At 32.4% G+C, this 25,625-nt stretch carries 33 protein-coding genes and 1 pseudogene; 1 reads left to right on the top strand and 33 read right to left on the bottom strand.

Annotation, left to right across the window (positions count from 1 at the left end; genetic code table 11):
• Nucleotides 1-233: 233 nt before the first annotated feature.
• From BUB90_RS23600 to BUB90_RS16940, 6 genes are all read right to left on the bottom strand, one after another.
• Nucleotides 234-380: a hypothetical protein gene (locus BUB90_RS23600; protein WP_170865525.1), complete on the bottom strand. Its 147-nt coding sequence runs from the start codon at nt 378-380 to the stop codon at nt 234-236.
• A gap of 101 nt (nt 381-481) precedes the next feature.
• Entirely contained in the window at nt 482-721 is a 240-nt protein-coding gene (locus BUB90_RS16960) for a hypothetical protein (protein ID WP_073289635.1), read from the bottom strand.
• 10 nt (nt 722-731) lie between these two features.
• Nucleotides 732-1,769, bottom strand: coding sequence for a TIGR04066 family peptide maturation system protein (locus tag BUB90_RS16955; protein WP_073289634.1), 1,038 nt, complete (start codon nt 1,767-1,769; stop codon nt 732-734).
• Nucleotides 1,766-3,070, bottom strand: coding sequence for a radical SAM/SPASM domain-containing protein (locus BUB90_RS16950; protein WP_170865524.1), 1,305 nt, complete (start codon nt 3,068-3,070; stop codon nt 1,766-1,768). The genes BUB90_RS16955 and BUB90_RS16950 overlap by 4 nt, the downstream gene beginning before the upstream one ends.
• Nucleotides 3,071-3,176: 106 nt before the next feature.
• Complete coding sequence (locus BUB90_RS16945; protein ID WP_073289632.1) at nt 3,177-4,898, bottom strand: ABC transporter ATP-binding protein; 1,722 nt, start codon at nt 4,896-4,898, stop codon at nt 3,177-3,179.
• An 86-nt stretch (nt 4,899-4,984) separates the two neighbouring features.
• The gene (locus tag BUB90_RS16940) at nt 4,985-5,191 is read right to left on the bottom strand and encodes a hypothetical protein (protein ID WP_073289631.1); all 207 of its coding nucleotides are present in this window, start codon (nt 5,189-5,191) and stop codon (nt 4,985-4,987) included.
• Between the two features lie 292 nt (nt 5,192-5,483).
• On the opposite strand from BUB90_RS16940, the gene BUB90_RS16935 reads away from it, so the two are divergent.
• A complete protein-coding gene (locus BUB90_RS16935) occupies nt 5,484-6,437 on the top strand; it encodes a helix-turn-helix transcriptional regulator (RefSeq protein ID WP_073289630.1) in 954 nt (317 codons plus the stop codon).
• Between the two features lie 265 nt (nt 6,438-6,702).
• Here the strand turns inward: BUB90_RS16935 and BUB90_RS24435 are convergent, their stop codons facing one another.
• The 27 genes and pseudogenes from BUB90_RS24435 to BUB90_RS16805 form a co-directional block, all read right to left on the bottom strand.
• On the bottom strand, nt 6,703-6,960 hold the full coding sequence (locus BUB90_RS24435; RefSeq protein WP_408605954.1) for a leucine-rich repeat protein: 258 nt from the start codon (nt 6,958-6,960) through the stop codon (nt 6,703-6,705).
• A gap of 15 nt (nt 6,961-6,975) precedes the next feature.
• Nucleotides 6,976-7,059: pseudogene (locus BUB90_RS24430) on the bottom strand (hypothetical protein); the annotation flags it as partial.
• Nucleotides 7,060-7,082: 23 nt separating this feature from the next.
• Entirely contained in the window at nt 7,083-7,280 is a 198-nt protein-coding gene (locus BUB90_RS16920) for a hypothetical protein (protein ID WP_073289629.1), read from the bottom strand.
• A 70-nt stretch (nt 7,281-7,350) separates the two neighbouring features.
• Complete coding sequence (locus BUB90_RS16915; protein WP_073289628.1) at nt 7,351-7,728, bottom strand: hypothetical protein; 378 nt, start codon at nt 7,726-7,728, stop codon at nt 7,351-7,353.
• Between the two features lie 174 nt (nt 7,729-7,902).
• Complete coding sequence (locus tag BUB90_RS16910) at nt 7,903-8,394, bottom strand: immunity 42 family protein (RefSeq protein WP_073289627.1); 492 nt, start codon at nt 8,392-8,394, stop codon at nt 7,903-7,905.
• Between the two features lie 2 nt (nt 8,395-8,396).
• Nucleotides 8,397-8,837 (bottom strand): hypothetical protein, encoded by a 441-nt coding sequence (locus BUB90_RS24020; protein WP_242952565.1) that lies wholly within the window; start codon nt 8,835-8,837, stop codon nt 8,397-8,399.
• 6 nt (nt 8,838-8,843) lie between these two features.
• Nucleotides 8,844-9,149, bottom strand: a complete 306-nt coding sequence (locus BUB90_RS24015) for a polymorphic toxin-type HINT domain-containing protein (RefSeq protein WP_073289626.1) — start codon at nt 9,147-9,149, stop codon at nt 8,844-8,846.
• Nucleotides 9,040-9,918 (bottom strand): hypothetical protein, encoded by an 879-nt coding sequence (locus tag BUB90_RS24010; RefSeq protein WP_073289625.1) that lies wholly within the window; start codon nt 9,916-9,918, stop codon nt 9,040-9,042. The genes BUB90_RS24015 and BUB90_RS24010 overlap by 110 nt, the downstream gene beginning before the upstream one ends.
• A 764-nt stretch (nt 9,919-10,682) precedes the next feature.
• Nucleotides 10,683-11,330: a hypothetical protein gene (locus tag BUB90_RS16890; protein ID WP_073289624.1), complete on the bottom strand. Its 648-nt coding sequence runs from the start codon at nt 11,328-11,330 to the stop codon at nt 10,683-10,685.
• A 20-nt stretch (nt 11,331-11,350) separates the two neighbouring features.
• Nucleotides 11,351-11,671: a DUF6572 domain-containing protein gene (locus BUB90_RS16885; protein ID WP_073289623.1), complete on the bottom strand. Its 321-nt coding sequence runs from the start codon at nt 11,669-11,671 to the stop codon at nt 11,351-11,353.
• Between the two features lie 15 nt (nt 11,672-11,686).
• Nucleotides 11,687-13,375, bottom strand: coding sequence for a polymorphic toxin-type HINT domain-containing protein (locus tag BUB90_RS16880; RefSeq protein ID WP_170865523.1), 1,689 nt, complete (start codon nt 13,373-13,375; stop codon nt 11,687-11,689).
• Between the two features lie 774 nt (nt 13,376-14,149).
• Nucleotides 14,150-14,803, bottom strand: coding sequence for a glycoside hydrolase family protein (locus BUB90_RS16875; protein WP_073289621.1), 654 nt, complete (start codon nt 14,801-14,803; stop codon nt 14,150-14,152).
• A complete protein-coding gene (locus BUB90_RS16870) occupies nt 14,790-15,116 on the bottom strand; it encodes a hypothetical protein (RefSeq protein ID WP_073289620.1) in 327 nt (108 codons plus the stop codon). Before BUB90_RS16870 ends, BUB90_RS16875 begins: the two co-directional genes overlap by 14 nt.
• A gap of 45 nt (nt 15,117-15,161) precedes the next feature.
• On the bottom strand, nt 15,162-15,476 hold the full coding sequence (locus tag BUB90_RS16865) for a hypothetical protein (RefSeq protein WP_073289619.1): 315 nt from the start codon (nt 15,474-15,476) through the stop codon (nt 15,162-15,164).
• 32 nt (nt 15,477-15,508) lie between these two features.
• Entirely contained in the window at nt 15,509-15,637 is a 129-nt protein-coding gene (locus BUB90_RS23305) for an XkdX family protein (protein WP_139241791.1), read from the bottom strand.
• Entirely contained in the window at nt 15,630-16,010 is a 381-nt protein-coding gene (locus BUB90_RS16860) for a hypothetical protein (protein ID WP_073289618.1), read from the bottom strand. The genes BUB90_RS23305 and BUB90_RS16860 overlap by 8 nt, the downstream gene beginning before the upstream one ends.
• A 15-nt stretch (nt 16,011-16,025) precedes the next feature.
• Entirely contained in the window at nt 16,026-16,580 is a 555-nt protein-coding gene (locus BUB90_RS16855; RefSeq protein ID WP_073289617.1) for a hypothetical protein, read from the bottom strand.
• 10 nt (nt 16,581-16,590) lie between these two features.
• Nucleotides 16,591-17,433, bottom strand: coding sequence for a phage tail-collar fiber domain-containing protein (locus BUB90_RS16850; protein ID WP_073289616.1), 843 nt, complete (start codon nt 17,431-17,433; stop codon nt 16,591-16,593).
• Complete coding sequence (locus BUB90_RS16845; RefSeq protein ID WP_073289615.1) at nt 17,424-17,987, bottom strand: phage tail protein I; 564 nt, start codon at nt 17,985-17,987, stop codon at nt 17,424-17,426. The genes BUB90_RS16850 and BUB90_RS16845 overlap by 10 nt, the downstream gene beginning before the upstream one ends.
• Nucleotides 17,980-19,131, bottom strand: a complete 1,152-nt coding sequence (locus tag BUB90_RS16840; RefSeq protein ID WP_073289614.1) for a baseplate assembly protein — start codon at nt 19,129-19,131, stop codon at nt 17,980-17,982. Before BUB90_RS16840 ends, BUB90_RS16845 begins: the two co-directional genes overlap by 8 nt.
• The gene (locus tag BUB90_RS16835; protein ID WP_084139336.1) at nt 19,131-19,436 is read right to left on the bottom strand and encodes a hypothetical protein; all 306 of its coding nucleotides are present in this window, start codon (nt 19,434-19,436) and stop codon (nt 19,131-19,133) included. The genes BUB90_RS16840 and BUB90_RS16835 overlap by 1 nt, the downstream gene beginning before the upstream one ends.
• On the bottom strand, nt 19,433-19,831 hold the full coding sequence (locus BUB90_RS16830; protein WP_073289613.1) for a phage tail protein: 399 nt from the start codon (nt 19,829-19,831) through the stop codon (nt 19,433-19,435). Before BUB90_RS16830 ends, BUB90_RS16835 begins: the two co-directional genes overlap by 4 nt.
• An 8-nt stretch (nt 19,832-19,839) precedes the next feature.
• Complete coding sequence (locus tag BUB90_RS16825) at nt 19,840-20,220, bottom strand: hypothetical protein (RefSeq protein WP_073289612.1); 381 nt, start codon at nt 20,218-20,220, stop codon at nt 19,840-19,842.
• Nucleotides 20,220-21,449 carry a LysM peptidoglycan-binding domain-containing protein gene (locus BUB90_RS16820; protein WP_073289611.1) on the bottom strand — a complete coding sequence of 410 codons (1,230 nt, stop codon included), beginning with the start codon at nt 21,447-21,449 and terminating at the stop codon, nt 20,220-20,222. Before BUB90_RS16820 ends, BUB90_RS16825 begins: the two co-directional genes overlap by 1 nt.
• 1 nt (nt 21,450) lies before the next feature.
• Nucleotides 21,451-21,642 carry a tail protein X gene (locus tag BUB90_RS16815; protein ID WP_073289610.1) on the bottom strand — a complete coding sequence of 64 codons (192 nt, stop codon included), beginning with the start codon at nt 21,640-21,642 and terminating at the stop codon, nt 21,451-21,453.
• A gap of 8 nt (nt 21,643-21,650) precedes the next feature.
• Nucleotides 21,651-25,133 (bottom strand): phage tail tape measure protein, encoded by a 3,483-nt coding sequence (locus tag BUB90_RS16810; protein WP_073289609.1) that lies wholly within the window; start codon nt 25,131-25,133, stop codon nt 21,651-21,653.
• Nucleotides 25,134-25,265: 132 nt separating this feature from the next.
• Nucleotides 25,266-25,622, bottom strand: a complete 357-nt coding sequence (locus tag BUB90_RS16805; RefSeq protein WP_073289608.1) for a phage tail assembly protein — start codon at nt 25,620-25,622, stop codon at nt 25,266-25,268.
• Nucleotides 25,623-25,625 lie beyond the last annotated feature (3 nt).

The following is a 25,625-nucleotide window of genomic DNA, read 5'->3' as shown; positions in this document are numbered from 1 at the left end:
AATTAATTCATAGTTTTTATTATGAAAAGCAATGTATCTTTTCGGTGAAACAAAAGAATATTACAATCTTCTGTTCCACCCTACCTGTAAACTTCATTAATTCGGAACTTTGTTTCCAAGCTTTATTCGAGCGAATAGTAAGTCAATTTGTTGCTTTCTCTACACATTTGCCTATCTTCAATTATCGGAATAAGACAATATTCAATGCTTTACTAGAAACTAATTTATATCAATTATTTTGCTACAGCATGTCCTGCATCTAATAAATCACTGTGTCTTTTTTCTGTAAAGATAAGGCATACGCATACACACCAACAAGTACTATATGTTGAAATACTTTGAACCATCTGACCAGATGCACTTTTATTTAAACTATTCAAAATTATCCCCTCCTTTCTTATTTATAATTTTATGTATACTTTCTATTATTGTTAGATTCTATAAAGGCATTGAATATCGTCTTATTCCGATACCATTTTAGCTATAAGTTAGAATTAGAATAAATCATTTTTGTTAAATTACATAACGTAAACTCTTTTAATTTTGCAACTGTATCTTCATTGATTTTAAGGCCATACCTACTTTCTAGATTATCTAGTATGTAAATTATATTTCTTACGGATGTAATACCCAATAAATTTTCATCATCGCCGAAATCGCCTTCCACAAACCTATTCATAATTTTTTTTATTTCACTATACAGCTGATTATTATCTTTCACTTTTAACCTCCTATACTAGTGCTATATTATTTTGTAATTCATTTAAGATTGAATGTAATACTTGGTCCTTTCCCCTAGCATCCTCCATAGAAAAAACAAATGAATCCTCCTCATTTTCACTGTAATCCACACAATTATTTAAAAGAAACTCGCGATCCACATTGTAGAACTCTAACCCCTTACTCTCAGGGCTATATTGACATACTTTTTTGCATATGTTGAAATAATTAACTCGCATACCAAATTTATAGTAATATGTTTTCTTTAATTCTTGTAAGTACTCGTTGCTATATTTTCCTGCATAAAGACTTAGTATACAAATATCCGGAGTTACTGCGCTGGTTAATAAATAATGCAAATATCCGTAGTTGTTATGAATAAACTTATTAAAGATCATCGGTGCTCCCGGTATTCCAATAATTAATACATCTGCTTCTCCTTTTTTTACTACCTCTTTTGCGTATTGCTGAAATTTATATACTTTTTCATTAAAATCAAACTCATCGTCATAAATAAAACCAGGAATAACATTAGCACCGATAATACTTCCGGCATTATTACTAGCTATCCAACTTGTCTTATATCCCTTATTATTGAAGAATTTTTGCAAATCTACTTGAATATTCATTTTTTCACAATTTTCACCTAAACCAGAAACCATAATGACTGGAATTCCTATTTCATAACTTTCACGTATAACTGCCTGCTGTTCTTCTAACAAGTCATAGGATAGGTTATTATATTCTTTACTTAAATCTTCAAGTAGCCTAATACTTTTTCCCTTACTTATTGCTACATTTATGATATCTATAAATATCTGTTTATCACTAAATTTTTTTGAGTTATTAAGAATGATTGAATCGATATTATTAATAAAGTTATTATCCATAAACTCATTCTCACTACATAATAAGTCACTATTTTCTAGCTTACTTATATCATTTTCCAAATTAATTACATGTCTAATGTCATACAACGACGTATTTAAAGATTCTAAAATATAAGAAACATCTTGATCATAGGGAAATATTGCTATTTTTTCTTTCACTTTAATAACTCCTCCATTCGAAATTCAAATCCAAATTCTTTTAACATAGTATAGTCCTTAATATTTTCTAATGCATTTTCCTTAACTCCATGACATTTTTTTAGTTTAAAATCCGCCGAGTATTCTAAACTTTTACCATCGTCTGCCGATGCAGGACAAATGGTACAACAGTTAAAAGCCCAACACTCCTTACAAATTTTTTCCGTTGTTGTTCCAATACTTAAAAGCCTAGTAACTCTCTCTATATCAAAACCATTTTCTAGGTTACCAATTCTCATTATTTCTGAATTCTCATCCACACGTTCACATGGATAAAAATTCCCATAAATATCAACAAACAACTTCTTTACACCTGGAATACAAGTACCTCTTGGATGTGCAATTTCTGGAACTTCTTTTCTTGGTATAAACATCTCTTTAAAAGAAAAGATATGTTCAATATCACTTTTATGTTCTGAAATGTTTTGTTTATCAAATTTTCCTAGTAGCATGAGATAAGCCTTTAAAGTTTCATAATTGCGTTCTTCAAAAAATGCAGCATCATATTGTATATCTTCGTCTGTATAGTTACGTGATAAAGTATTAAAGTTAACTTTATTAAAATCAAATATATTATTTTCATCTTTAAAAAAATCCCAAATACTAGAATAATTACTTCCGGGTGCAATAACAGTATTAAACTTTAATTTAGAAAAAAGTTTAGGGTAGTTTTCCTTTATATTTTTTACATTTCTCTCAACTATATCAAAAGATCCTTCTCCATTTGCAAACTTTCTATTCTGATTATGCTCTTTCCTTCCCCCATCTAAACTTACCATAATTGATATGTCATACTTATCAAGTTCGCTAAGAGTCGCATCATTTAGTAATGTTGCATTAGTAGTCATGCCAAAGGAAATTTTTTTCTCTTTAATGTTTAACATTGTATAATCCATTGCATCAATGATTAGTTTTTTATTCAGTAATGGCTCTCCTCCATAAAATGCAACATAAATAGTTTCTGCATCTTTGGAGTGTTCTTTCAAGAAATCAATTCCCTTCTTAATAATCTCCCAACTTATCATACCTGTATTATGATGCCTTTGCTTATAAATTTGGTCGTTAGAATACGGACAATAGCTGCACCTCAAATTACAGTTCTGAGTCATTTGAAATGTGATTGAGTTAATACAACTACCTAATTGATACTTCAACATGTTAATTGCGGGGTGTTCTATTTTTTTTATGCCACTACTCATTAAGAAACCTTTCTTCTGAAAGTCCTCTACTGTTACCTGATAAGTGTCCTTGCCATTTTTCATACTAAGTGCTTCATAATGCTCTTTTTTTATTCGAAGTACACTATTACAATTAGCGTCGTAAACATAATAATTTTCGGGCTTAGTTGTATATGTAATAAATGCCATCTTAATTCTCCTTTAAAATAGTATTTCTGAAACTCTCATAATCTCTATATAAAGAGTCATAATTTCCTACTGCTATAACCTTACCCTTATCAAGGTAAATTATTTTATTGATTTTCTTTAGAATTTCTGGCCTATGTGTGATCATTATTATGATATCATATTGTTTAGATAGCATAACCTTGTCATTGAACTCAGCTTCAGATTTATAGTCATAATTCGATGTAGCCTCATCCAAAATCAAAATCCTTGAATTTCTTTTTGCTAAGGTTCGTGCAAGTGCTATCTTTTGCTTTTCTCCTCCAGATAATTTTGCTCCATTATATCCAACTCTTGCATTGAAATTCTCAGGTAAGTTATTAATAAAATCATAAGCTTCCGCTTCCACGCACGCAGCCTTAATCTCTTCCCAGCTTAATTCTCCAGTTAAATTAATGTTGTTGTATATAGAATCATTAAAAAGGTAATTACTTTGTGCCATCAAATTAAAAAGTTTGCGATACGATTCTAAAGTAAACTCTTCTATTTTCTTATCATTTATCTTTATAGTTCCTGTAGTTGGTGCATAGAATCTTAATAATAAATTGATCAAAGAAGTTTTTCCACTTCCATTTGCACCAATAATAGCTACTTTCTCTCCTTTGAATATATCAAACGAAATATCACTAAGGACGTATTCATTACTATATGCTAATGATATATTCTCAAATGACATCTTGTATACTTGAGTGTCTTTGAACTCAATAGCAAATTCATTATCCTCCTCCTTATCTGTCTGTAAGAATGTAGAAAATCGTTCGTATGCTGGAATTATAGACGATAGCTGTGTTGATATGTATGACATAATTGTTATAGGTTCCATCACTAATGCCGAATATGACACAAACGAAAATAATCCCCCTAATGTCATTTCATTCTTAATAATTAATGATGCTCCAACTAAGTATATTAGGCAATTAAACCCTATAGATAAAAATCCATTTGATATTTTGTCTATTTGCCCTAAAAATAATAGTCGTTTTTTTGTAATACTAAATTTTGTCAATATTTTCTCAACTTCAATCATCTTTTCCTTAATCATTCCCCATAGTTTAATTTCCACAATTCCACTTATTCCGTCTCCTAACCAAGAAGAAAATTTAGATTGATTATCCATTAACTCTTTGAACTTATTTCTTTGTGATATATACATAAAACGACTTATTAACACCCTTATGGGTATAACCAAAAGCAATAAAATGGTTAGCTTCCAACTAATTAAAAATAATGCTATTATTCCAGCTAAAATTTTGATTAAATTAACTACGGAAGCTAGAAATTGACTATCTGCAATCGATGATATAGTTGCAATATCTTGAAATATCTCTGATAGAACCTCTGAAAAATTTCTTTCTTTAAAATACTTTATTTTTACTGTTAGCACTTGTTTACATGCTTTTATATTTAAGTCATACGGTATTCGTATACATATTTTTGAGTAAAGATGAAACTGTAATATCTCAAATATTTGTTGTATAAAAAATACTGCAATTATCACTCCTACATAGAATATTACTTTTCTATATTCCTTATTAATTATTCCTTCATCAATAAGAGATTTCGTTAACCACGGAGTTAAAAAACTACCTATTGCAGTTATCAACATTAATATACTGATCCAAGTAATATTACGCTTATATGGTCTTAATATATTAAAAATATTATAAATATTATGTTTTTTTATCATATTTTTACTCCTCATATGCACAACTGCTGTATTAAAAGAATATACTTACAACTAATCAATTCTTACCGACTATAACCTTTATTTCTTTAGATTGAATTATCTCCGTTTTCATATATATAAGCTAAGGAAGTCTTAATAATAATAGCTCGAGGCCTGAGTATCATCTTATCCTCTTCAACATAAAGATTAAAATTTTGCGCCTTAATGTTCTTTGTGTTTAACGAGGTAAAATATTGAGTATTAGCTAGGTAAAATAAACTTAATACAGTCATAGTAATAAACAATTTCTTCATTAATTTGTCCTCCAATATCTATTTTTACTATATTATAGGATTATTTGTATTATAAAACCAGTGACATTTACGCCACATACTGCTTTATTCAATCTAAAAGCTCGTATAAATGTTTAATAAAATTAGTCTTTACTAATAGAATCAAAACAAAAATTACAAATTGTAACATATATGCTCAACTTTATACATATTGAACTTAAAATAATATTCATTGTATGCTATACTTAAACTAGATATAAGCTTTATATATTTTGTTTAGATATCAATCTTTATATTATTATGGGGGGATATAATGATTCAGAAAAAACTAGGGGATATTATAAAAACTATACGATTAAAAAAAGGGTTGTCTCAAAGAGAAGCATGTAAAGGTATATGTGATAGAAGAACATATATACGGTGGGAAAAGAATGAAATCGAACCATCAATTTATAACATTAATAAATTATCTAACCGATTTAATTATGATTTCCAGGCTTATTACAAAATGTTTATTTGTGATCTTTCTGAACATGCTTGGTTATATAAGGAAAGAGCTGAAACATATCTCGTTCAAAAAGACTGGACCAATCTTTATGCTTTACTTAAAGAGATAGATTCTTTTCATGAATTTCAAAATGGTGAAAATAAACAGACTATTTTATATTATAAAGCAATCTATTTTTCTAAATATAAAATGGACTTTAACCAATCAATTAAATTATGTCTAGAAGGTCTTAAAGAAGAAGATGAGAATTATTCCATCACATGCCAAAGTTTAAGTATCTTTTCGAATGTCGGATTGAGTTTATTAAATTGTCTCGCATGTAATTATAATAAAATAGAGAAGAAACAACTTGCAAATAGTATTTTTAGGAATTTAATAGAAATAATAGATAATAAAATTTTTAAAGATTTACACTACTATCAGTCAATCGATTTTGAAAAAAAACTCTACCAGATTACAACCTATAATTTAAGTGTGAACCTAAAACGTGAAAAACAGTATATTGATTCTCTATACTACATAAATAAAGGAATTCAATTTTCATTAAAACATAATTATTTATTTGATTTAGCAGATTTGTTTCAAATTAAATTTAAATTATTGTATTTGCTAGATGACTATATTGAAGCTAAAACTGCATTTAATCTATGTGTCAACCTTTACTTATTGCAAAATAATATGAAAGATTATAATTATTTTATTTCCATTATTGATACTGAATATCCTAAATTAAAATGCATTGAAAGTAGTTCTAATTAATTTCAATCTTAATACTATTTTTTTGAAAATCTATTAACTGTAAACGACAAAAGACACGCTATACATCAATTAACAGTATAACGTGTCCTTTTCATAAAATCTTATATTCCAATTAATACTAGAACTTACCAGCGTCAGCTGCTTCTTGAATAGATGCTGTGAGGTATCGACTTAACTGAGTTAATGTATCAGTTGTGTATTACGTGGAAAATACTTAGGGCTAATTATAGGTGTTCAGGATGACGCTATGCCTTACTATTTTCGGTTAAGATACCCCCTTAATCTTCACCTTCTTACTCAATCCACTCTTTTGAAACATAGCTTTATATTCCTTCAGTTTAGACTTTGGGACTTTAATAACGACATTTGTATTCACTCCATCAAATGCACCCTTAAAGCAACTCTCTATTTTCTTAGATTTTATCTCTATTGTTTTTAAGTTTTTGCAATCTGCAAATACTCCATTGCCCTGATCTCCTTTTTTTATGTATTTTACATTCTTAGGTATTACAATCTGTTTGATTCCCGTTTCTTGGAATGCACCTGCATATATTGTTGTAACAGAATCTGGTATTTTAACATCTGTTAAGTTTATACAAAGATAAAATAAATGCTCACTAACAACTTTAAGGTCCTCCGGAAGCTTTACCGTTTTAAGTTTCGTACATTCGCTAAAGGCAGCTCTACTAACTTATTATATGTCCACGTATTTCCATTAGTATCTATTCCTTTGGTTGGTTTTGATTTCGCTGTGATATTGTAATTCATCATTAATATCGTGGATATTGTCATAAAACCAATAAATACTACAATCTTTTTTAGCATACTAGATCTATTCAGCATTACTTTCCCTCCTCCTTTGCTTTCCATGATTCCATCAAATCTTTCATTTCTTTTACATCCACTTGCATCGCTAGTTTTCCAAGCTCCGTATTTTCTTTCGCTCCCATATATGTATTCCATTAGCTCTCAAACTCTCTCTTTGTTTTATATTATCTGGCATTTTAAAAATAGTCCAAAATAAATTATCCTCATCGTAGGTCTTAATGTAATGCCGGACAACTAACTTAAAGTCTCCATCAACCACTCGTACAAAAAATACAGCATGCGTAAAGAATTCACCTAGTCCCTTATAAATACAATTAGCGACTATTTTATAATTATATTGTGATGTTACCATACGCAAGGTTTTAGCTAAACTTTTCTCAAGTATCTTAATTTCACTTTTTTGCTCTTTCTTCATTGTCCAATTCCATTCTCCCCAGCATAGCTGGGGGATTAGTATTTTCATTTAAAAACTTTCCTAATAGTATCTACGCCATATATAGATATTATTGGGGAAGTTTTATCTTCAGCCATGAGACTAATTCTGTATTAATTATTTTCCTTCGATTTATTAATATGGCAGATATTAACATAGCTCATCAAAACCAGACAATATTCTTATTTTTAAATGAATCATAACTTAATAGCTATCTAATTTAGTAATCATCTCATTTAAATCATTATTTGCAATAAACGTTTCACTTATCTTAATATCACTAAGATCATGTCTAGCTTCTTCTTTATTATAATACAATTCAGTAGCCATAATACGTATCTGTTTGCCGTTGCCAACTGCAAAAATATAACAGTTTACATCAGCAAACGATTCTGGCGATATATCAAATCTATAGTCATTATCAATATCTGTATTCTCCGGAAATGTCATATTATATATTATACTAAAAGCTTTATCCTTTTGCATATTGTATAATACTTCATCGTCAACAAGGTTCTTCAGTTTTTCTTTTAACTGTTGTATTTCATAGTTAAGAGTTGCAGTAACAATATTTTTTGGAAAAAATTTTCCATCGATACAAAAGAATAAAACACCGTTGTAAAATTCGTTGTCCATATTCCACTCTTTTATTGTTTTAGTAAAAATTGCAAAATTATATGGATTCCCCAGTATCATAATTACCATCCTTTCTTTGGTAGGTTTAATATGTTTTTTGTATCATTAGGAACTTGGATTCCCGTTAAAGAATTTGCTCCTTGGTTTGTAGAACCACTCCAATGCCAAACACCATTTCCATCATTATAAAAACGATGTACCGTATTTGTTTCTGTATCAAAAGTAAATCTTTGATTAGGTTTTGATTTAGAAGAAACAGATTTATCAAATAAATCTAAAGAATTTCTCGGTTCTACTCCTGCATTTGGTCTATTCCCAGGTTGACCTGGTGAATGCTTTGGATTTGATTGATAATCTAGTCCATTTGATGCAGTAGTTTTTTCTTTTACAGGAACACCATTCCCTTGGGCATTACTGCCACTCTCCGGACAATCATTATGTACCAGTATACTATTTTCTCCAACATAATACGTATGATAATCTTCTACTTGGAAATTATACACGACTTCTTATCCTTCTTCCAGTTCAATACATTCTACAGGATAACTACCACCGGATGCATTCATAATCTCATCACCCATTGAAAGTTTCCCTGCTGATACAAATCCTTGTCCTTTCGCATAAACTGGATGATTCATGGTTGTGTATATCACTTCATTCTGAATGATAATCTTTACAATACATGTTGTCTTATTTATGTATGTTTCAACTACCTTTTTTTCTTCTGTCTGGAATGTATCTAGATTCGCTGCTATTACTTGATCTCCTGCTTGAATGGTTTCGATTGCTTTCAATCCCATCGTAGTTAATATCATCGTTCCTGCTACAAAACATATTGGGTTCTGTACTTACAGTTATTTGGAATCCATTGTATAAACTACTTGAATGAAGCTTTTTATTAAACTGTACCAAGGGACTTTTAGGATCAAAAAGGCTAACGCCCAAAGATAGTAAGTCAAAGCCTGCCATTCCAAGTGATATTCCAACAGATATTTTTGAAACTGTTGGAATTATCTTTGCTATTTTACCAAGATGTTGCAGCACTTTGCATGATTGTCCAAGCACTTGTCCTATGCCACCAATTCCTCCAAACACTGCCCCTATTAATGCTCCTGAGAATGCTCCTTCTTCAAAGCCGTCAAAGAAAGAGCCTCCTGTAGCTACACTGGATAATCCACCGATTAGACCACCGAAAACTGCTCCCATTACTAGTCCTTTTGCAACTTCACCTAATATAATAAGAATCGGTAATGTTGCTCCAGCTGTCAACACAATTACCACAATTGCTGCAATCAACAGAACAACAGTCACTATAATTTTCCAATGTTCTTTACACCATTCTCCTACTTTCTTGCAGCCATCTTTGAACTTTTCCCAACCATTCTTTTCACACTCTGGTTTTAAATACTTGTATTGATCGTAGAAATCATCTTTCCGTTTATTCACAAGATCCGCTACATTACCGTCAATGCGATAGGTATCCTCTATAAACTGTTCGCTGCTTCCTCTAACCTGTTCTAGAGAGTCAACTTTCTCTTCCTGTAAACTTGTAGATGCCTGTATGGAGCCTATAACCTCTTCCATATTACATATGGATTGTTTGATTGCTAATGCCTTTGTTTTTAGTGAAAATAATTCTGATTTGTAATCACTAACTGTTTTCTTTGTCTCCCCAGTAGCCCCGACATTTGTGCTATTTTATTTGAGTATAACGCAATCATCGCCATATATCCACTCCTTTTATTCATTTTTTTACTTTCTATTCCTCCTAATCCATTAGATAAAACTCTGCTGTATTCTCTATTAAAATGGAATAGTAGGTACATCTTTTAGAATATTACATTTCCCCTTATTTTGTCATGTTTTAGTATGTTTTGTATATTACCTTTTATTGCCACTATATGTAATTATTAAGTTTAAGTCAAGAGAGTTACTGAAAGATTAACAGAAGAGATTACTTTGTAAATAACTTATTAATTTACAACTATTTCAATATTGTATGTCCATTGCTTATAATTATGCTTTACATTATGTACTATGTTTTAGTAACTATTCTGAATGCACGCCAAAAAACACGTCATACTGTCTTTTGGCAATATAACGTGTTTCTTATTATACATTTATTATACTAAGTTTTGATCTTTTACTTAGAATAAAAAAAGAGAAAGTCAAATCATCTCGTGACTTGACTTTCCCTTGATTTTATTGATTTTATTGATTTTATTGATTTTCTTAGAACTTACCAGCGTCAGCAGCTTCTTGTAAAGAAGCTGCAAGTATCTGAATTTGCTATATATTTAAGCACGGTGTGTATTACGTGGGTATTACTTAGAGCGTTTTTTAAAATATTAGGACATCTTAAGACTATGATTTTTACAATAATCTACAATATACTGATAAATATCTTTTCCATCATTTTGATATCCCCCACGGTTCCCTTTTTCGATCTCAGCCTTTGCTAAACATAAAGCCTTATCTGATTCATTAAGCAGGATATATGCCAACATTTTTTTGAGCTTTTCACTTAAAAAGTTCGCTTGATGAAGAATATATTGATAATATTCTTCATGACTCAAGTTTATTGACTCAAGAAATTTTCCTACTTTTATCTCAAATTCTTCTAATACAGTTTTAGATATTGATTCTAAATCACTATTTATCATAATCGTATATTGACTTTCAGCTAATTGTATTGATTGGACTACAAACGCACCATTAGCTCTCAAACTCTCTCTTTGATTTATATTATCTGGCATATTAAAAATAGTCCAAAATAAATTATCCTCTTCGTAGGTCTTAATATAATGCCGGACAACTAACTTAAAGTCTCCATCAACCACTCGTACAAAAAATACGGCATGCGTAAAGAATTCACCTAGTCCCTTATAAATACAATTAGCGACTATTTTATAATTATATTGTGATGTTACCATACGCAAGGTTTTAGCTAAACTTTTCTCAAGTATCTTAATTTCACTTTTTTGCTCCTTCTTCATTGTCCAATCCTTTCTATAAATCAATTGGTTTGAGCTGATATTTTAATATCATATTGTCCAAGCTGCTTAGCAACTACATCTAGAAATTGAGAGCATTTCTCTATGATTGGATATTTAAAATGGATTTCAATAGTAAAAAAATCAAATTCATCATCAGTATAAATTTCCTTGAACTGTTCAGTTTCAATATATAAAACATAGGAATTAATCTTATCCTGCAATGTAACCAAATGGTAACGTTCGTCAGACCAATCAAGATGGTCTGTAATTAAAAATAACAATTCTTTATTACTTTTGCTTTTTCCTATCCCATCAATTTTATCTTTTTCAATAACTGACATTTTTCCTCCTATCTATCATTCCAATGGTGGCCTAACTATTTCCACCTTAGTTCCTGCAGGAATATCATATCCACCTGTGAATGTGCCTTTTCCTTTACCAACTACCGTTCCTCCACCTATTTCCAATTCAGGGAATCCTATTTTTTGATTCGATGTTAACGGTGCTGTTTGTGATGATTTAAATTCATTAATAACAACATTACCAGTTACTGGGTCTTCACCAATAGCATCAACACGAATTTTAGTTCCATCACTGGTTTTAATAGTTATTTGTTCTTGTGCATTAACTGTTTTATTATCAAATTTGGGGAATTCTTGTTCTTCAAACGCCTTTCCTTGAGCTCTATTATGTGCTAAAGTATCACAATCATTATGAACCAGTACACTACCTTCTCCAACATAATACGTATGATAATCTTCTACTTGGAAATTATACACGACTTCTTGTCTTTCTTCCAGTTCAACAAATTCTACAGGGTAACTACCACCGTATGCATTCATAATCTTATCACCCATTGAAAGTTTACCAGCTGCTACAAATCCTTGTCCTTTCACATAAAATGGATGATTCATTGTTGTGTATATCTCTTCATTCTGAATGATAATCTTTACGATACATGTTGTCTTATTTATGTATGTTTCAACTACCTTTTTTCCCTCTGTCTGGAATGTATCTGGATTCGTTGCTATTACTTGATCTCCAGCTTGAATGGTTTCAATCGCTTTCAATCCCATCGCGGTTAATACCATCGTTCCTGCTACAAAACATATTGGGTTCTTCATTCCCTTAGTAAAACCCGCCGTGAATATTGCCAATGTACTTACAGTTATTTGGAATCCATTGTATAAACTACTTGAATGAAGCTTTTTATTAAACTGTACCAAGGGACTTTTAGGATCAAATAGACTAACGCCCAAAGATAGTAAGTCAAATCCTGCCATTCCAAGTGATATTCCACCAGATACTTTTGAAACTGTTGGAACTATCTTTGCTATTTTACCAAGGTGTTCCAGCACTTTGCATGATTTTCCAAGCACTTGTCCTATGCCACCAATTCCTCCAAACAATGCCCCTATACAAGCTCCTGAGAATGCTCCTTCTTCAAACCCTTCAAAGAAAGAGCCTCCTGCAGCTACACTGGATAATCCACCTATTATACCGCCGATAATTGCTCCCGCTATTAGTCCTTTTGCTGCTTCTACTAATATTGTAAGAATCGGTCCTAATACCAATCCGCCTGTCACCACAATTAACACAATTGCAGCAATCACTAGAACAACAGTCACTATAATTTTCCAATGTTCTTTACACCATTCTCCAACTTTCTCGCAGCCATCTTTGAACTTTTCCCAACCATTCTTTTCACACTCTGGTTTTAAATACTTGTATTGATCGTAGAAATCATCTTTCCTTTTATTCACAAGATCCGCTACATTACCGTCAATGCGATAGGTATCCTCTATAAACTGTTCGCTGCTTCCTCTAACCTGTTCTAGAGAGTCAACTTTCTCTTCCTGTACACTTGTAGATGCCTGTATGGAGCCTATAACATCTTCCATATTACATATGGATTGCTTGATCGCCAAGGCCTTTGTTTTTAGTGAAAATAATTCTGATTTGTAATCACTAACTGTTTTCTTTGTCTCCCCAAGTAGCCCCGACATTTGTGCTATTTTATTTGAGTATAACGCAATCGTCGCCATATATCCACTCCTTTTATTCATTTTTTTACTTTCTATTCCTCCTAATCCATTAAATAAAACTCTGCTGTATTCTCTATTTAAATGGAATAGTAGTTACCTCTTTTAGAATATTACGCTTCCCCTTATTTTGTCATGTTTTAGTATGTTTTGTATATTGCCTTTTATTGCCATTATATGTAATTATTAAGTTTAAGTCAAGAGAGTTACCGAAAGATTAACAGAAGAGATTACTTTATAATAATTTGTATATTTCAATATTGTATGTCCATTGCTTATAATTATGCTTTACATTATGTACTATGTTTTAGTAACTATTCTGAATACACGTCAAAAAACACGTCATACTGTCTTTTGGCAATATAACGTGTTTCTTATTATGTGCTTCTTATTATACATCTATTATATTAAGTATATCCTTTACTTAGAATAAAAAAAGAGCATGTTAAATCATCTCGTGACTTGACATGCCCTTGATTTTAAAGCTTCTTAGAACTTACCTGCGTCAGCAGCTTCCTGAATAGAAACAGCAACAGCAACTGTCATACCAACCATTGGGTTGTTACCAAATCTAATATTTCTCTTCTTATGATTTCTTCTCATGCCATATCATTTCAAATAATGCTTTAAATTAGGGCAATAACACAGATAACATAATCCTTATTATGTTTTATTGTGTCGTGTTATGTTTTATGATTTTTTACTTTCGGGTGACAAATCGGTGACACTCTATAGTTATATTAAACTTATTAACACACCATAAATGGAGCTATTTATTTATGCGACTAACTTTGCAATAGTCTTTTCTCCAGCAGTCCAACCGCTCGATTTACCGTCCTTATTCCAACCTAGTGCCTTCCAATAGTTTATTACTGCTTGTTTAGTTAATTCTCCATAATTACCATCTACAACTAGTCTAGCATTACATACCTCATTTAAACTTTTTTGTAGCCACATAATCTCTAACTTACACGAATCTTTATTTACCTTCTTACTAGGAACTATATACATATCAGTTTCGAAAAGTTTTTTCTCCTCTTTTCTCCGTCTCGTAAGTCCTGCAAGTTCCTTATTATTTGCTTTATTCCATAGCAGAAGTTGACTTGCTGCACCTTTATAATCCTGTTTGTTTAACAGTTTTACTAATGTGCTAGTTGATCTATTACCTACATTATATGCCCAACTTACTAGCGCATCAAACATATTTTGTGTTATTTGTACTTTTACCATATTTGTAACAATCTTTTCAAATTTAATAAGATCATTCTTTAGGTAATCAATAGCTTGATTATTAGTTATAGTTTGTCCCTGTTTAACTCCTAATGTATGACCATATCCTATAGTCCATACACCAGCTGGGCACTTATAAGCTTTAAGTCTGCACCCTTCAAATTCTTTAATTAAATTTATTCCCTTTTCACTTGTTTTCATTATTTCCACCTCCAGTTGATTTGAACCTGTCCCATAATTGACTAAATTTATCCCAGCCATACATTGCTACAAATGCCACAAACAGTCCAATTATTATTGAACCAATTACATAATACCAAATAACTTTTGCACTGCTATATGATACATAAGCGAAATAAGATATTACTGTAAGCAAGACTGATACAGTTAGTACTTGCATATCTGTTGGTATCTTTTTGAATATACTAATATTCTTTGTTACTTCCGTAAATACGCTCACTACAAATGCTAGTAGTGCTATTGCCATAAGTATTGTTGTTATATTAATTTCCATAATAATTCCTCCTATATTACACTATTGAATAATATTTTTTACTATTTATGTATCTTCTTCATTGTTTAAAGTGCGCCTACTTTCTAAAAAGGTTATGCGTTTCCATGCTGACTTAAGACTTTCTTCTAACCTTATAATTGCGTCATTTTGTGCTTTTACATCATTCTGGATTGCTCTCATATCCGACTTAATTTCTCTAACTCCAATATCAATATTTTCTAACTTAACTATGACTGTGGTCATTTCGCTTGCATCGGTTTTATCATCCGTTGACCTATTACGTTTAAATGTCGCATATCCAAAAGCGAAAGAAATACATATAGCCAAAATGGAAATGGTTGTTGATAAATCAATCTTCATTATTTGTTCTCCTTCCGATAAAGCCAAACTAGCTAAGCTATAAGAGATCTAATAATCTGTTGTTTTTGATCTTCCTTGATCAAGTCTTTCTTCACTGCGTTAGTTAATCCTTCTTCACTTAACAAGCCATCTTTGTATAACGTAAGTAATCTATTATACATTTGCTACACCTCCTTCTAGGTCTGATAGTAACATAGCATTAATTACTTCTGTGTTCTCTGCAAGCTTTCTTTCTAACTCAGCAATCTTTAAATCCGACTCTGAAATTCTTGAAATTTCGATTGAATACTTACCGTCTTGATAGTTACATGAGAAGTCTTTGCAATACCCTATGTATTCATTTTTCTTCTCTTCATCTTCCCAATACTCAATTGCTTGGTTGTATATATTTGCTAGTACTTTAACATCATCAAAATTATGATTAGATTCTAAGATTTCAACCCGCAATACTTCTTTTCCTTTTCCAAAATCGTATCGGTATGGATATACTTGTTCTACTGTTAAATCTGTTCCATTGATTATTATTTTTTTCATGCGCTATTCTCCTTATTAATTTTTATTCATATTAAATTTAACTTTATATGTTTTTGAATTAATTATTAAACTTGTAATCTCATATACAACGTTTGATGTCCCTGTTCTGTAAATTTTAATATAAGGAACTCCTGCATTTTTTACAGTAAATGTAGTAGTACCATTACTATTCGGACGTATATTATCAGTGATTTCACCCCAATAGATATTTTGCGAATTATTTCCACTTAGTAACGTTGTTTTAAATGTAACTGTTACAGTATCACCTATATTTAATGATAGTGATTTAAAGGTAAACAAACAATACATACTACCTGTTGTGTTAAAATATATTGAATGTTGAAATTGAGTTGAATCATTAATGGGTTCACAAATTAGATTTTCAAACATTGTGTCTTCAGGATAGGGTGCATGATACATAAATGTTACATAAATACTTGATTTCCAACAATCCACCCAATTTAAGCCGTCAAAACGTTTAGCACTTTCTGCATCAACATAATTAATGCTGTCAAATCTTTTTAGACTTTCAATATCAATATTATTACTTCCATCATATCTTTTTATCATAACTATACACCTACCATATCCATAGCTGCCCAGCAAACGGACTAGCAGGAGCAGCACTTGTAACAGATAATTGACTTGTAGTATTAGATACACCAGCTCCATTTGCATAGTTAGCACTCGTAGCATAATTTGAACTCGCAGCATTTCCAGTACAGGTATCTGCAGTTGTCGCTGATACTGCACTTCCTGCGCTAGTCGCATACTTTACACTTTTATTAGAGTCAGCCGTATTGTCCACATTACCAAGACCAAGATCAGACTTAGAATGTGTATGACTTGCAGGAGCAAAGGCACTTGGTAATTTACCTCCAACAGTGACAGCATTCCCTCCGTTGGCAGGTAAGCTAGTAGGTATATCTTCTTTGTTTGCTTTCCTTTCTACCTCATCTTCTAACTTTTTTAATTCACTAGCTGTTACGAGTACAGAAGTTGGATCAATAGTAAGTTCTACTTTACTAGCATTTCCGAAACCGATTACCATTTCAATAAATTCTCTTAGGATAACAGTGCCATTACCAGGACTAAAGTAATCCGCATCTGTTCCTTTTACATTTGTATACGCATACAAAATCTCACCTTCGTCTGGATCTATTGCATATATTCCTATTTCTCTTATATAAAATCCATCTTGTAGATTTTCATTTGTGAATGTGGTTCTTGCAACAATAGAATTTTCATTCTTTTCTATAGATTCAATTTGCTTTTTTAATATTTCATTGCTTAGACTTGTAACATTTCCAACGACTTCTTTATCTCCATCTCCCAATCCCATATTAGATATTGTTAAAGTATTCGTAGTTACTTTTGCAAGCAGTGCTAATCCCTTATTTGTAATTATTGGTTTTACAAACATAGTTCCCCTCCTACACGTATAAATTTGTTAATACATAAACCACACCCGATGTTAGCATTCATTGTTATAAGTTCTTCTTTGTCAAAACCATCAAGTTTTGATCTTGCATTCTTTACATTATCTATAATTGCAGCAAACTTTTCTATATTCTCTCTTGTTAATTGTTCCCGTGTAGTTATCTTGAACATATAAGGGTCTCCACCATATTCAAACCACTCTTGAACACTACCACTTCCGATTACTGTTGTTAATAACTCGCTAACTGCTACCGCAGTACCAGCTTTCATGTACCAAGGTAAAGTATTCTTTATTAGCTCTCTCTTAACTGTAATATTAAGGTCTTCATCATAGTATTGTGTCCTTAGTTCGAGTGCTAAGTAATCTAAGATGTTCTCAGGTAGCTTATCTATGTTTGTATATAGTTCAATGCGATCCACTCTATCTAATACATATCTACAAGCTTTTTTAAATGCATAACTGTAAGCAATTACTTCATTACTTTTTAAGTTTTCGGGGAGTAGATCAGTAATCTCTACATCATAAAGTTTAATCATTTTCAAGCCCTCCATATACAACATTTTTTGTAGTGAGCTTTGCTATTTGATTATCCTCTATAACCTTATAGGCTGGACTCGTAATTACACATCGTTTTGCCCCTGCTGCCATAATTAACTTGATTAATTCTGAATCTGTAATGTCCCGTCCTATCTTAGACTTTTGCCATGTAACAAAATTTTCAACTGCTGTTTCAACATCTTGCTGTATCTTAACTGCTTTGTTTGAATCACTCTTTCTAATCCAATACTTAACATCAATGCTATACTCAACTTGATCTGGTGCTGCTACAATTACGTTATCAGTAAGCGGTCTCTTATCATCTGCACTTAAATAATCTTGCATTTTTGATATGACATTTGTATCTGGTATTTCGCCCCCACTAAGGAGAATTCTAATATCAACAGTACCAGCACTTGGTGTATCTACTTTAACATCAATAACGTCTTCACTGAATGCTTTTGCGTTAGCTTCATACGAATCAACAGAGCCAGCAACACTATATGTAGAAGGCGCCATAAATGTTCTGTCTGCCAAACTATCATCACTTTCTTTATCACTTCCTCCACTAGTAGCTGTTTGGTTGTCAACCTTTGCTATATAAGGGATTGGATCTACAAGTGTGCTTATCTCTCCAGCATATATATTGTTTCCATTCTCTCCTGGTTCTGTACAATATACCGTTACATCTACATACGTATCACCTGCTGCTATCTCTGCTGCTTCTGTTGTTTCAAAGAAAATACTTCCTTGCGTTACTCTTGTTCCTTGCGGAATAGTTATTGCAAATTCTTTACTCTCATCAAGATAAAATCTTTCTGTACAATATGCTTTCTGTGCTTCTTTTCTTACACACTTCTTAAATGATGCTAACATATCTAAGAACTCCGAATATGAATACTTAATTGTATTTCTCTTTCCTGTTGCATCTACTTTTACAAGAATCTGATAAAGAATAGACGTTGTAGCATTGATTAATAACCGAAACGGACTTGTTTGCGATAATACTGTAGCCTTACCTTCTAACTGACTATTCATGTCGTTAAAATCAGCTATGAAGCTTTCTAGCAGTTCATCTATAGTTATATTATCTATAAAACTTACCTCTGGCAGATTAACTAACTCATCTAAAGTACCTGGCACTATTCTTCATCTCCTTCCTCTTTGCTTATCTTAATTACTGGTGTAATCATTCCATCTTCGCTATCCTCAAAGCTCACATCTACTTCTACCCTTGGCTCATAAATTTCAGTCTTATTAATAATCTCTAACGCATACATATTCTTTGCTAATTCTGTTGGATATCCTATGAAGTCCTGATTAATACCGAACTCCCTATCAAGTGGTATTGTACCTTCTGGAGTTGTATATAGAGTTGTTAACCCTTGTATTATTTCATCATCTTCACTACTAGATGATTCAATTATAATCTTTGCTTCTTCCATCATACGTATTCCTCCATCGTGATCTGTCCACTTGCTTGTACTAATTCACCTTTAGACATGATATAGTTCCATGATTCGCTCATGTTTATTATCTTCCACTTGTTTTTTCCTATTTTTTTACCACCAATCACAAGGTTTTCAACCGTACCACTTTCAATTGCTTTTTCAATCTTTTCTAACTGCTTTCTAGGTTTAACACCTAACAAAGCATTAAGTTCTATTTGAAAAGATACTTCTCTCAGATCAGCACCTAAGAATTCGCTCTTAGGCTTTTTTCCTATTCGTTCATGTTTAGCCCATCTAGCTGATACAGTTTGTTTGAACTCGTTAAATGTCAATATACTTTTGTCATTCGTTTTAAAAACTATTACTTTTCCAAAGCTTCCTACTTTCGCCATAATACCTCCTACAAGCTTGTAGTCCCTTTGTTGGATTGAAATACTACATTATCAGCTTTAATAATTAACGTCTTTGTAGAGCTGTCATACTCTAAATAAGCCTCATTTTGTGTATTGCTTAACTCTTTCCTATACAGACCTTTTCCAGTCTTAAAAGGCTTATTCCCGTAACTCCAAAACGTTCCTAATGCAATTCCAAATGAGCTTCCATTTGAGAGATGCAATACAACTACCATATCGCCTATGTTTGGCATTTTATATTCGCCATTTAGCGATAGATAAGGAATAGAATCTGTAACATCATTATCACGATCAGGATATGTTACTTTAATCATTCCGTTTTCAAAATCTATGCTAGATACTTCTCCAGTTCTAATAATGTCTTTCATTAGCTCTCCTCCACATTGGGTATAACAAGTTCCATGCCTGGCCATAACCAATTACCATTGCTAGAATTTGCTTTACCATGTTTCTTAGCTGCATTTTCGATTACTTCTTTATTAGCATCATAAATATTTTTCCACTTGGTTGAAGCACCATAGAACGTTTTGCTAATTGCCCATAACGTATCACCTTGTTTTACTATGTAATTCGCATTCTTACCACTTGCATATACTTTATTTGTCTTTTCACCTATCCTATTTTGTATAAGTCTGAGAGTAAGTGTCATGGTATAGCCACTTCCGATAGAATGAACTACTTTATCTACTGCATACTTACCATTCAGTTTTCCAAGTCCTGTAATAGTCACATTTGATGTTGCTACAATTTTGGGATTTGCCATAATTACGATTCGCATTGTTGTCATTTTCTTATTAGCATTATTAATCTTCGCTTTTGCTATCTTCTCTGCATCAGCTTTACTGTCTGCCTTTTCACTTATCTTTAATACATGCTTTCCTTCGCCTACTGTGATTGACACATCTTTCTTAGTCTTAGGATTTGTGTAAGATATCTTAGCAGCTGTATAAGTCTTATTTGTAGTCGTATCATAGCTCCAGCTTTTCATATCAGATTCATCAATAGTAACTACAGATCGTTTTTTCTCATATGCTGCTTCATCGAATATTATAATCTTTGATGAATATACCTTCATTCCTAGTCCATACTTCTCGCATAGATCAAATAGAAAGTCGCAATCATTCTCTGACTGTTCTATCGTTTCAATATCAATACGTGCTGCATCATATACAAGCTTTACATTTGCCCTCTTGGCTATCTCTTTCGCTATCTCTTCAATTGTTACTTTCTTATAAGTCTTGTTACGATCTGTAGTTTTAAAGCTTTCTTTGACCGGTAATGCTAATGCTCCAATATTTGCTTCAAGCGGTCTCCCCGATAAAGAGAATTCATCTAATGTAAAATCACCACACTTAAATTTCTTATCTCCTGTCTTTGACCAATTTGTAAGCTTAGTAGATACTGTTAGTTTATCTCCTTTGGCTGGGAACCAAGAACCCAGCCATTTCTTGTCTATATTGCTTAGTACAATGTCTATACTGTCACTTTCTCCTGATGCAACATCGGTATAGGTAAATGACTGTAAGTACTCATTCAGTTTTGTAGATGCATTCTTACCATTGTACGTTATGATTACCGATGCTTTTCTACCCTGCATATTAATCCCTCCACTCTGGCAAGTCGTCTTCCTTTTCTTCATGTTCAGGAGTATTCAATTCGGTACCAGCTGAGAAAACAACTATGTCAATATACTTATAATTTGTTTGCATAAGGAACCCTGCTAACATTTCATTATCATAAACCTTTTTAGCTATTAGATCCCATGTATCTCCTTGTACTGTCTTATACATATTTCCTCCTAACTGAAAGAAAAGTCCTTAAAACCTTTTCTTGACTTTTGAGCAAAGTATCTATCCATCTTTTCCTCAAAATCTTGTTCTGATTGACGTGTAGCCGCTATAATATCTTCCTTACTTGGTGCTCCACCATTGAAATTAAAGTTCATATTAGGACTATATAATATCTGATTGCTATTGTTGTAATTAGATTCTTCATTCGCAACATGATCAACGTTATTAGATAAATCTCCAAATGTATCCTTTGAGTTTAATTTTTGATTAGCTAACGAATAAGCACTTACCTTATCGTCATAAACACCCAACATTTTTCCAGCTGTCTGCCATAGGTTAATTGCATTTTGTGAACCATCAAGAGGAATAGCCGCCTCTGGACCGTCTTCTGCAAAAGTGGTAAGTATCGGATTCATTACAATGCTACCTTTTGCATTTGCATATACTTTGTCTCCGTATTTGGAATTATTAGTATTCTGTGTATTACCAGTAACATTTGCATTTATTTGCAATGGTAAATTTACATTAATTCCTTTACTAAATATACTGCTTGCATTCTTTTGAACTGATTTATATAACTCATTAACCGCATTAGTAGTTAAATAAGTACTATTTTCAACCGCATCAGCAACACTCTTAGGTATTTCACTTCCACCTTGTTGCATTGTTGTAATAACTCTTGCATATTCTGGATTTTTTGTTGCCTGAGTTGCGATATATCCCCATAATCCTTCTTCATTCTTAGAAATAGCACCGAGAATTGTACTATCTGATAAGGCTTTATTAATTTCATCTGGTATAGCTAATCCTGCATCTCTGTATTGATTCTTCAATGCCTCAAGACTTTCTACAGATGGCTTCATTAAATTGAATAGCTGCGATATTGCAGCTTGTGTCGATTTATCTAAACCGTCATAGTCTGCCATCAAACTATCTGTTATAATCGTGTCCCAAGCAACATCGAGTGATTCACCTGTTAATTCAGCACGTTCAAGTGCGCTATTCATTGTATCTTCAACAAGCTTTTGGAACTCTGGTATTTTACCCGATAACTCTTCACCATATTGTTGTACAATAGTATCCGTTTGAAAGTCAGTAGCCTTTAGTTCTATATCTTTCAAATCATTAAGATACTGTTCTTTTGCTTGACTTATTGCTGAATCTAATAAATCCTTGCTCATATCTCCTGCATTAAACGCATTAAAATAACTAGTTGTCGTTGATGTATAAGTTTCAAGTGCAACTTTTTTCATTTCTTCTACCTGACTAGCTATTTCTGATTGTAAATTCTGAAAACTTTCTGCGGTAAGATCTCCACTGTAATTTAATTGTATTGCTGATAACTTTGCATCAAATTGCGCCTTTGATAATTGACTAGTGACATCAGCCATTTTTTGCATATAATCCGAGATTACCGAAGCTTCGTCTATATCTAACATTCCATCTTCAAATGCTGTTGCCGAATATTTTGCTAATTTTTTTCCTTCTTCTTGAACAGTATTTATTAGCTTAGAATAATATCCATTCATTGCTGTTTTCACTTTGTCTCCCTCAGCATTATCCTGTGTATAGATATCCATTGCTAATTTCATAGAATATTGGTCTTGTAGAAGCGTATTTTGTGTATCACTAATGAACTGTGTTACATTAGCTAAATAACTTTCTTTTTCTGCATCAGTTAGTTCCATACCGATTGATACTTTCCAATTTGCTTTATTGATCTCCGCAATTGCATCATTCATAGAGTTAAAGTATGTATCTTTCTTATCAAATTCACTTAGTGTCTCCTGCATCTTGCTAAGTACACCTGTGTTTATGATATGTGCTGCTGCCTCTTGTAAATCTTCCATCGATAACGAAATTGATCCAAAGTGTTCTGCTAGATTCTCTTTCTTTAACTCATTATTAAGATTCTTAATGTATGTCGCAATACCTACCGTTCCGCCTATAGCAAGTCCTACTGCTGTAATTGATGCTGCAAATGGATTTGTTAATATACCTGCTAATGATGCGAATGATGTAGCTACTGACTTAACACCTTTAGCAACTTTATAAGTAGCAATAACTGAACCAATACCAGCTAATGTTGATATAACAACGTTAGGGTTTTTGATTAACCATTTACCAAAATCCATGAATGGATCTGCAAAGTCAAAGAACTCTGTTTTGAATTCTTTAAGATATCTTTTTGCTGTTGGTAATTTGGCCACAAAAGAATTTGATAACTCAGAAACGACGTTTGTTCGTTGCATATTTGTTGTCATTTTTTCAATAAAACCCGATGCGCTCTGAGTAACTTCACGTAATGGCTCATTTAGTCCTTTATAGATCTCAATTCCCATTGATTCAAGATTACTTGTTAATAACTCTGCATCACCTTTTAAGTTATCAAGCCGTATTGCTGCCATCTCTTCGGCTGCTCCTGTACAATTATTGATTGATTCTGTAAGCTTTTGATAATCACTATCTGAGGCATTAACTATGGCAAGCAATCCACTCATTGCTGTTTTACCCGCTATAGCCTCTGCTTCTTGCGCTTTTTCACTCTCTGTTAACTCTGAAAATGCTATTCTTAAGTCAACTATTATTTCGTTTAACTCTCTCATGCTTCCATCTGCATTAACAGTCTCTACATGGAATTTACCTGTCTGTTTTCCTGCTTCTGCAAATGCTTTACCAGCAACCTCAATACCACTTGTTGTCGCAGTAAAAATTTTTCTTAATGATGTACCTGCCTGACTTGCCTTAATACCCGAATTAGCCATAAGTCCAATTGCAACAGCTGTATCTTCTGCTGAATATCCTAATGCACCTGCGACTGGTGCAGCATATTTAAATGTTTCTCCCATCATCTCAACGTTAGTATTAGAATTTGTTGCTGCTGATGCTAATATATCAGCAAAATGAGCAGAATCTTTAGCTTTTAATCCGAATGCAGTGAGTGAATCGGTAACAATATCCGAAACCATGGCTAAATCTTCACCCGAAGCGGCTGCTAGATTCATGATACCTCCAACACCATCGATCATATCTGAAGCTTTCCAGCCTGCCATACCCATATATTCCATTGCTTGTCCTGCTTCTGTTGCGCTGAATTTAGTCTTTTGTCCCATCTCTTGTGCTTTATCTGTTAATGCTTTAAATTCTGTACCTGTTGCTCCTGATATCGACTTTACAGTTGACATTTGTTCTTCAAAGCTAGCACCAACCATGATAGACGCTCCTGTTACTGCTGCTACTGCTATTCCTGCTAGTTTAGCTGCCTTACCTACTGCATTAAAGACTACCTTTGCCTTTTTGCTCATGCTATCGAATCCAGCACTGACTTGGTCAAATCCCTCATTGAATTGCTGTCTAAAGCCTTTCGATACTGTGTTCGAGTGTTTCACCATATTATCAAGTTCTTTTTTAGTTAACTTAGTACTGTTGTAAAAGGATTTTTCGATTTTACCAGCTATTTTAATCGCTAACTCATTTTCTTTGCTTGCCATATTGTGAAATCACCTCCTCACACGTTTTATTTAATTCATATAATGACAAGTCTAGATAAAAATCTAAACTTGTCATAGTTAACCTGGTTAACTTTATAACTAATTTTCTAATTTGGTTTCCTGTATCACCATTTATTCCTGACCGTACAAAAAACCCGTTACTTTGTTTTTCAATCTTAATGCCTCTCTTGGGTGTAATCCTTCAAAAAACTCAATTGGCATTTTACTTGCTCTTGATGCAAGTACACATGCATATTGCAAACTCATTTCAGGTAGAAAACTGAACGAACCGTTACGATCAAGTACTTTTTGAGCTGCAATCATATCTTTACCTGTTAAGTTATCAAGACCAGATAAATCAATTTCTTTATACTCTTTACCTTCAAACGTATAAGGTCTTCTTAATTCCATTACCATGTTATCATCTACTAATTCAGCTTCTACTGATTCAACCTGTGTATTTTCTGTAATCTCTAAATCTTTTTTCATGTC

This window comes from Anaerosporobacter mobilis DSM 15930 (assembly GCF_900142955.1).
In the GTDB taxonomy this organism is placed as follows: Bacteria; Bacillota; Clostridia; order Lachnospirales; family Lachnospiraceae; genus Anaerosporobacter; species Anaerosporobacter mobilis.
This window is presented reverse-complemented; position numbering and strand designations above follow the sequence as displayed.

Excerpts from the sequence above, each read along its gene's own strand:
- BUB90_RS16950 (WP_170865524.1), bottom strand. The coding sequence starts at position 3,070 with ATGAAAAATGGCAAGGACACTTATCAGGTAACAGTAGAGGACTTTCAG.
- BUB90_RS16945 (WP_073289632.1), bottom strand. The coding sequence starts at position 4,898 with ATGATAAAAAAACATAATATTTATAATATTTTTAATATATTAAGACCA.
- BUB90_RS16940 (WP_073289631.1), bottom strand. The coding sequence starts at position 5,191 with ATGAAGAAATTGTTTATTACTATGACTGTATTAAGTTTATTTTACCTA.
- BUB90_RS16935 (WP_073289630.1), top strand. The coding sequence starts at position 5,484 with ATGATTCAGAAAAAACTAGGGGATATTATAAAAACTATACGATTAAAA.
- BUB90_RS16920 (WP_073289629.1), bottom strand. The coding sequence starts at position 7,280 with ATGCTGAATAGATCTAGTATGCTAAAAAAGATTGTAGTATTTATTGGT.
- BUB90_RS16915 (WP_073289628.1), bottom strand. The coding sequence starts at position 7,728 with ATGAAAATACTAATCCCCCAGCTATGCTGGGGAGAATGGAATTGGACA.
- BUB90_RS16910 (WP_073289627.1), bottom strand. The coding sequence starts at position 8,394 with ATGATACTGGGGAATCCATATAATTTTGCAATTTTTACTAAAACAATA.
- BUB90_RS24015 (WP_073289626.1), bottom strand. The coding sequence starts at position 9,149 with ATGATATTAACTACGATGGGATTGAAAGCAATCGAAACCATTCAAGCA.
- BUB90_RS24010 (WP_073289625.1), bottom strand. The coding sequence starts at position 9,918 with ATGGAAGAGGTTATAGGCTCCATACAGGCATCTACAAGTTTACAGGAA.
- BUB90_RS16890 (WP_073289624.1), bottom strand. The coding sequence starts at position 11,330 with ATGAAGAAGGAGCAAAAAAGTGAAATTAAGATACTTGAGAAAAGTTTA.
- BUB90_RS16885 (WP_073289623.1), bottom strand. The coding sequence starts at position 11,671 with ATGTCAGTTATTGAAAAAGATAAAATTGATGGGATAGGAAAAAGCAAA.
- BUB90_RS16880 (WP_170865523.1), bottom strand. The coding sequence starts at position 13,375 with ATGGCGACGATTGCGTTATACTCAAATAAAATAGCACAAATGTCGGGG.
- BUB90_RS16875 (WP_073289621.1), bottom strand. The coding sequence starts at position 14,803 with ATGAAAACAAGTGAAAAGGGAATAAATTTAATTAAAGAATTTGAAGGG.
- BUB90_RS16870 (WP_073289620.1), bottom strand. The coding sequence starts at position 15,116 with ATGGAAATTAATATAACAACAATACTTATGGCAATAGCACTACTAGCA.
- BUB90_RS16865 (WP_073289619.1), bottom strand. The coding sequence starts at position 15,476 with ATGAAGATTGATTTATCAACAACCATTTCCATTTTGGCTATATGTATT.
- BUB90_RS23305 (WP_139241791.1), bottom strand. The coding sequence starts at position 15,637 with ATGTATAATAGATTACTTACGTTATACAAAGATGGCTTGTTAAGTGAA.
- BUB90_RS16860 (WP_073289618.1), bottom strand. The coding sequence starts at position 16,010 with ATGAAAAAAATAATAATCAATGGAACAGATTTAACAGTAGAACAAGTA.
- BUB90_RS16855 (WP_073289617.1), bottom strand. The coding sequence starts at position 16,580 with ATGATAAAAAGATATGATGGAAGTAATAATATTGATATTGAAAGTCTA.
- BUB90_RS16850 (WP_073289616.1), bottom strand. The coding sequence starts at position 17,433 with ATGTTTGTAAAACCAATAATTACAAATAAGGGATTAGCACTGCTTGCA.
- BUB90_RS16845 (WP_073289615.1), bottom strand. The coding sequence starts at position 17,987 with ATGATTAAACTTTATGATGTAGAGATTACTGATCTACTCCCCGAAAAC.
- BUB90_RS16835 (WP_084139336.1), bottom strand. The coding sequence starts at position 19,436 with ATGATGGAAGAAGCAAAGATTATAATTGAATCATCTAGTAGTGAAGAT.
- BUB90_RS16830 (WP_073289613.1), bottom strand. The coding sequence starts at position 19,831 with ATGGCGAAAGTAGGAAGCTTTGGAAAAGTAATAGTTTTTAAAACGAAT.
- BUB90_RS16825 (WP_073289612.1), bottom strand. The coding sequence starts at position 20,220 with ATGAAAGACATTATTAGAACTGGAGAAGTATCTAGCATAGATTTTGAA.
- BUB90_RS16820 (WP_073289611.1), bottom strand. The coding sequence starts at position 21,449 with ATGCAGGGTAGAAAAGCATCGGTAATCATAACGTACAATGGTAAGAAT.
- BUB90_RS16815 (WP_073289610.1), bottom strand. The coding sequence starts at position 21,642 with ATGTATAAGACAGTACAAGGAGATACATGGGATCTAATAGCTAAAAAG.
- BUB90_RS16810 (WP_073289609.1), bottom strand. The coding sequence starts at position 25,133 with ATGGCAAGCAAAGAAAATGAGTTAGCGATTAAAATAGCTGGTAAAATC.
- BUB90_RS16805 (WP_073289608.1), bottom strand. The coding sequence starts at position 25,622 with ATGAAAAAAGATTTAGAGATTACAGAAAATACACAGGTTGAATCAGTA.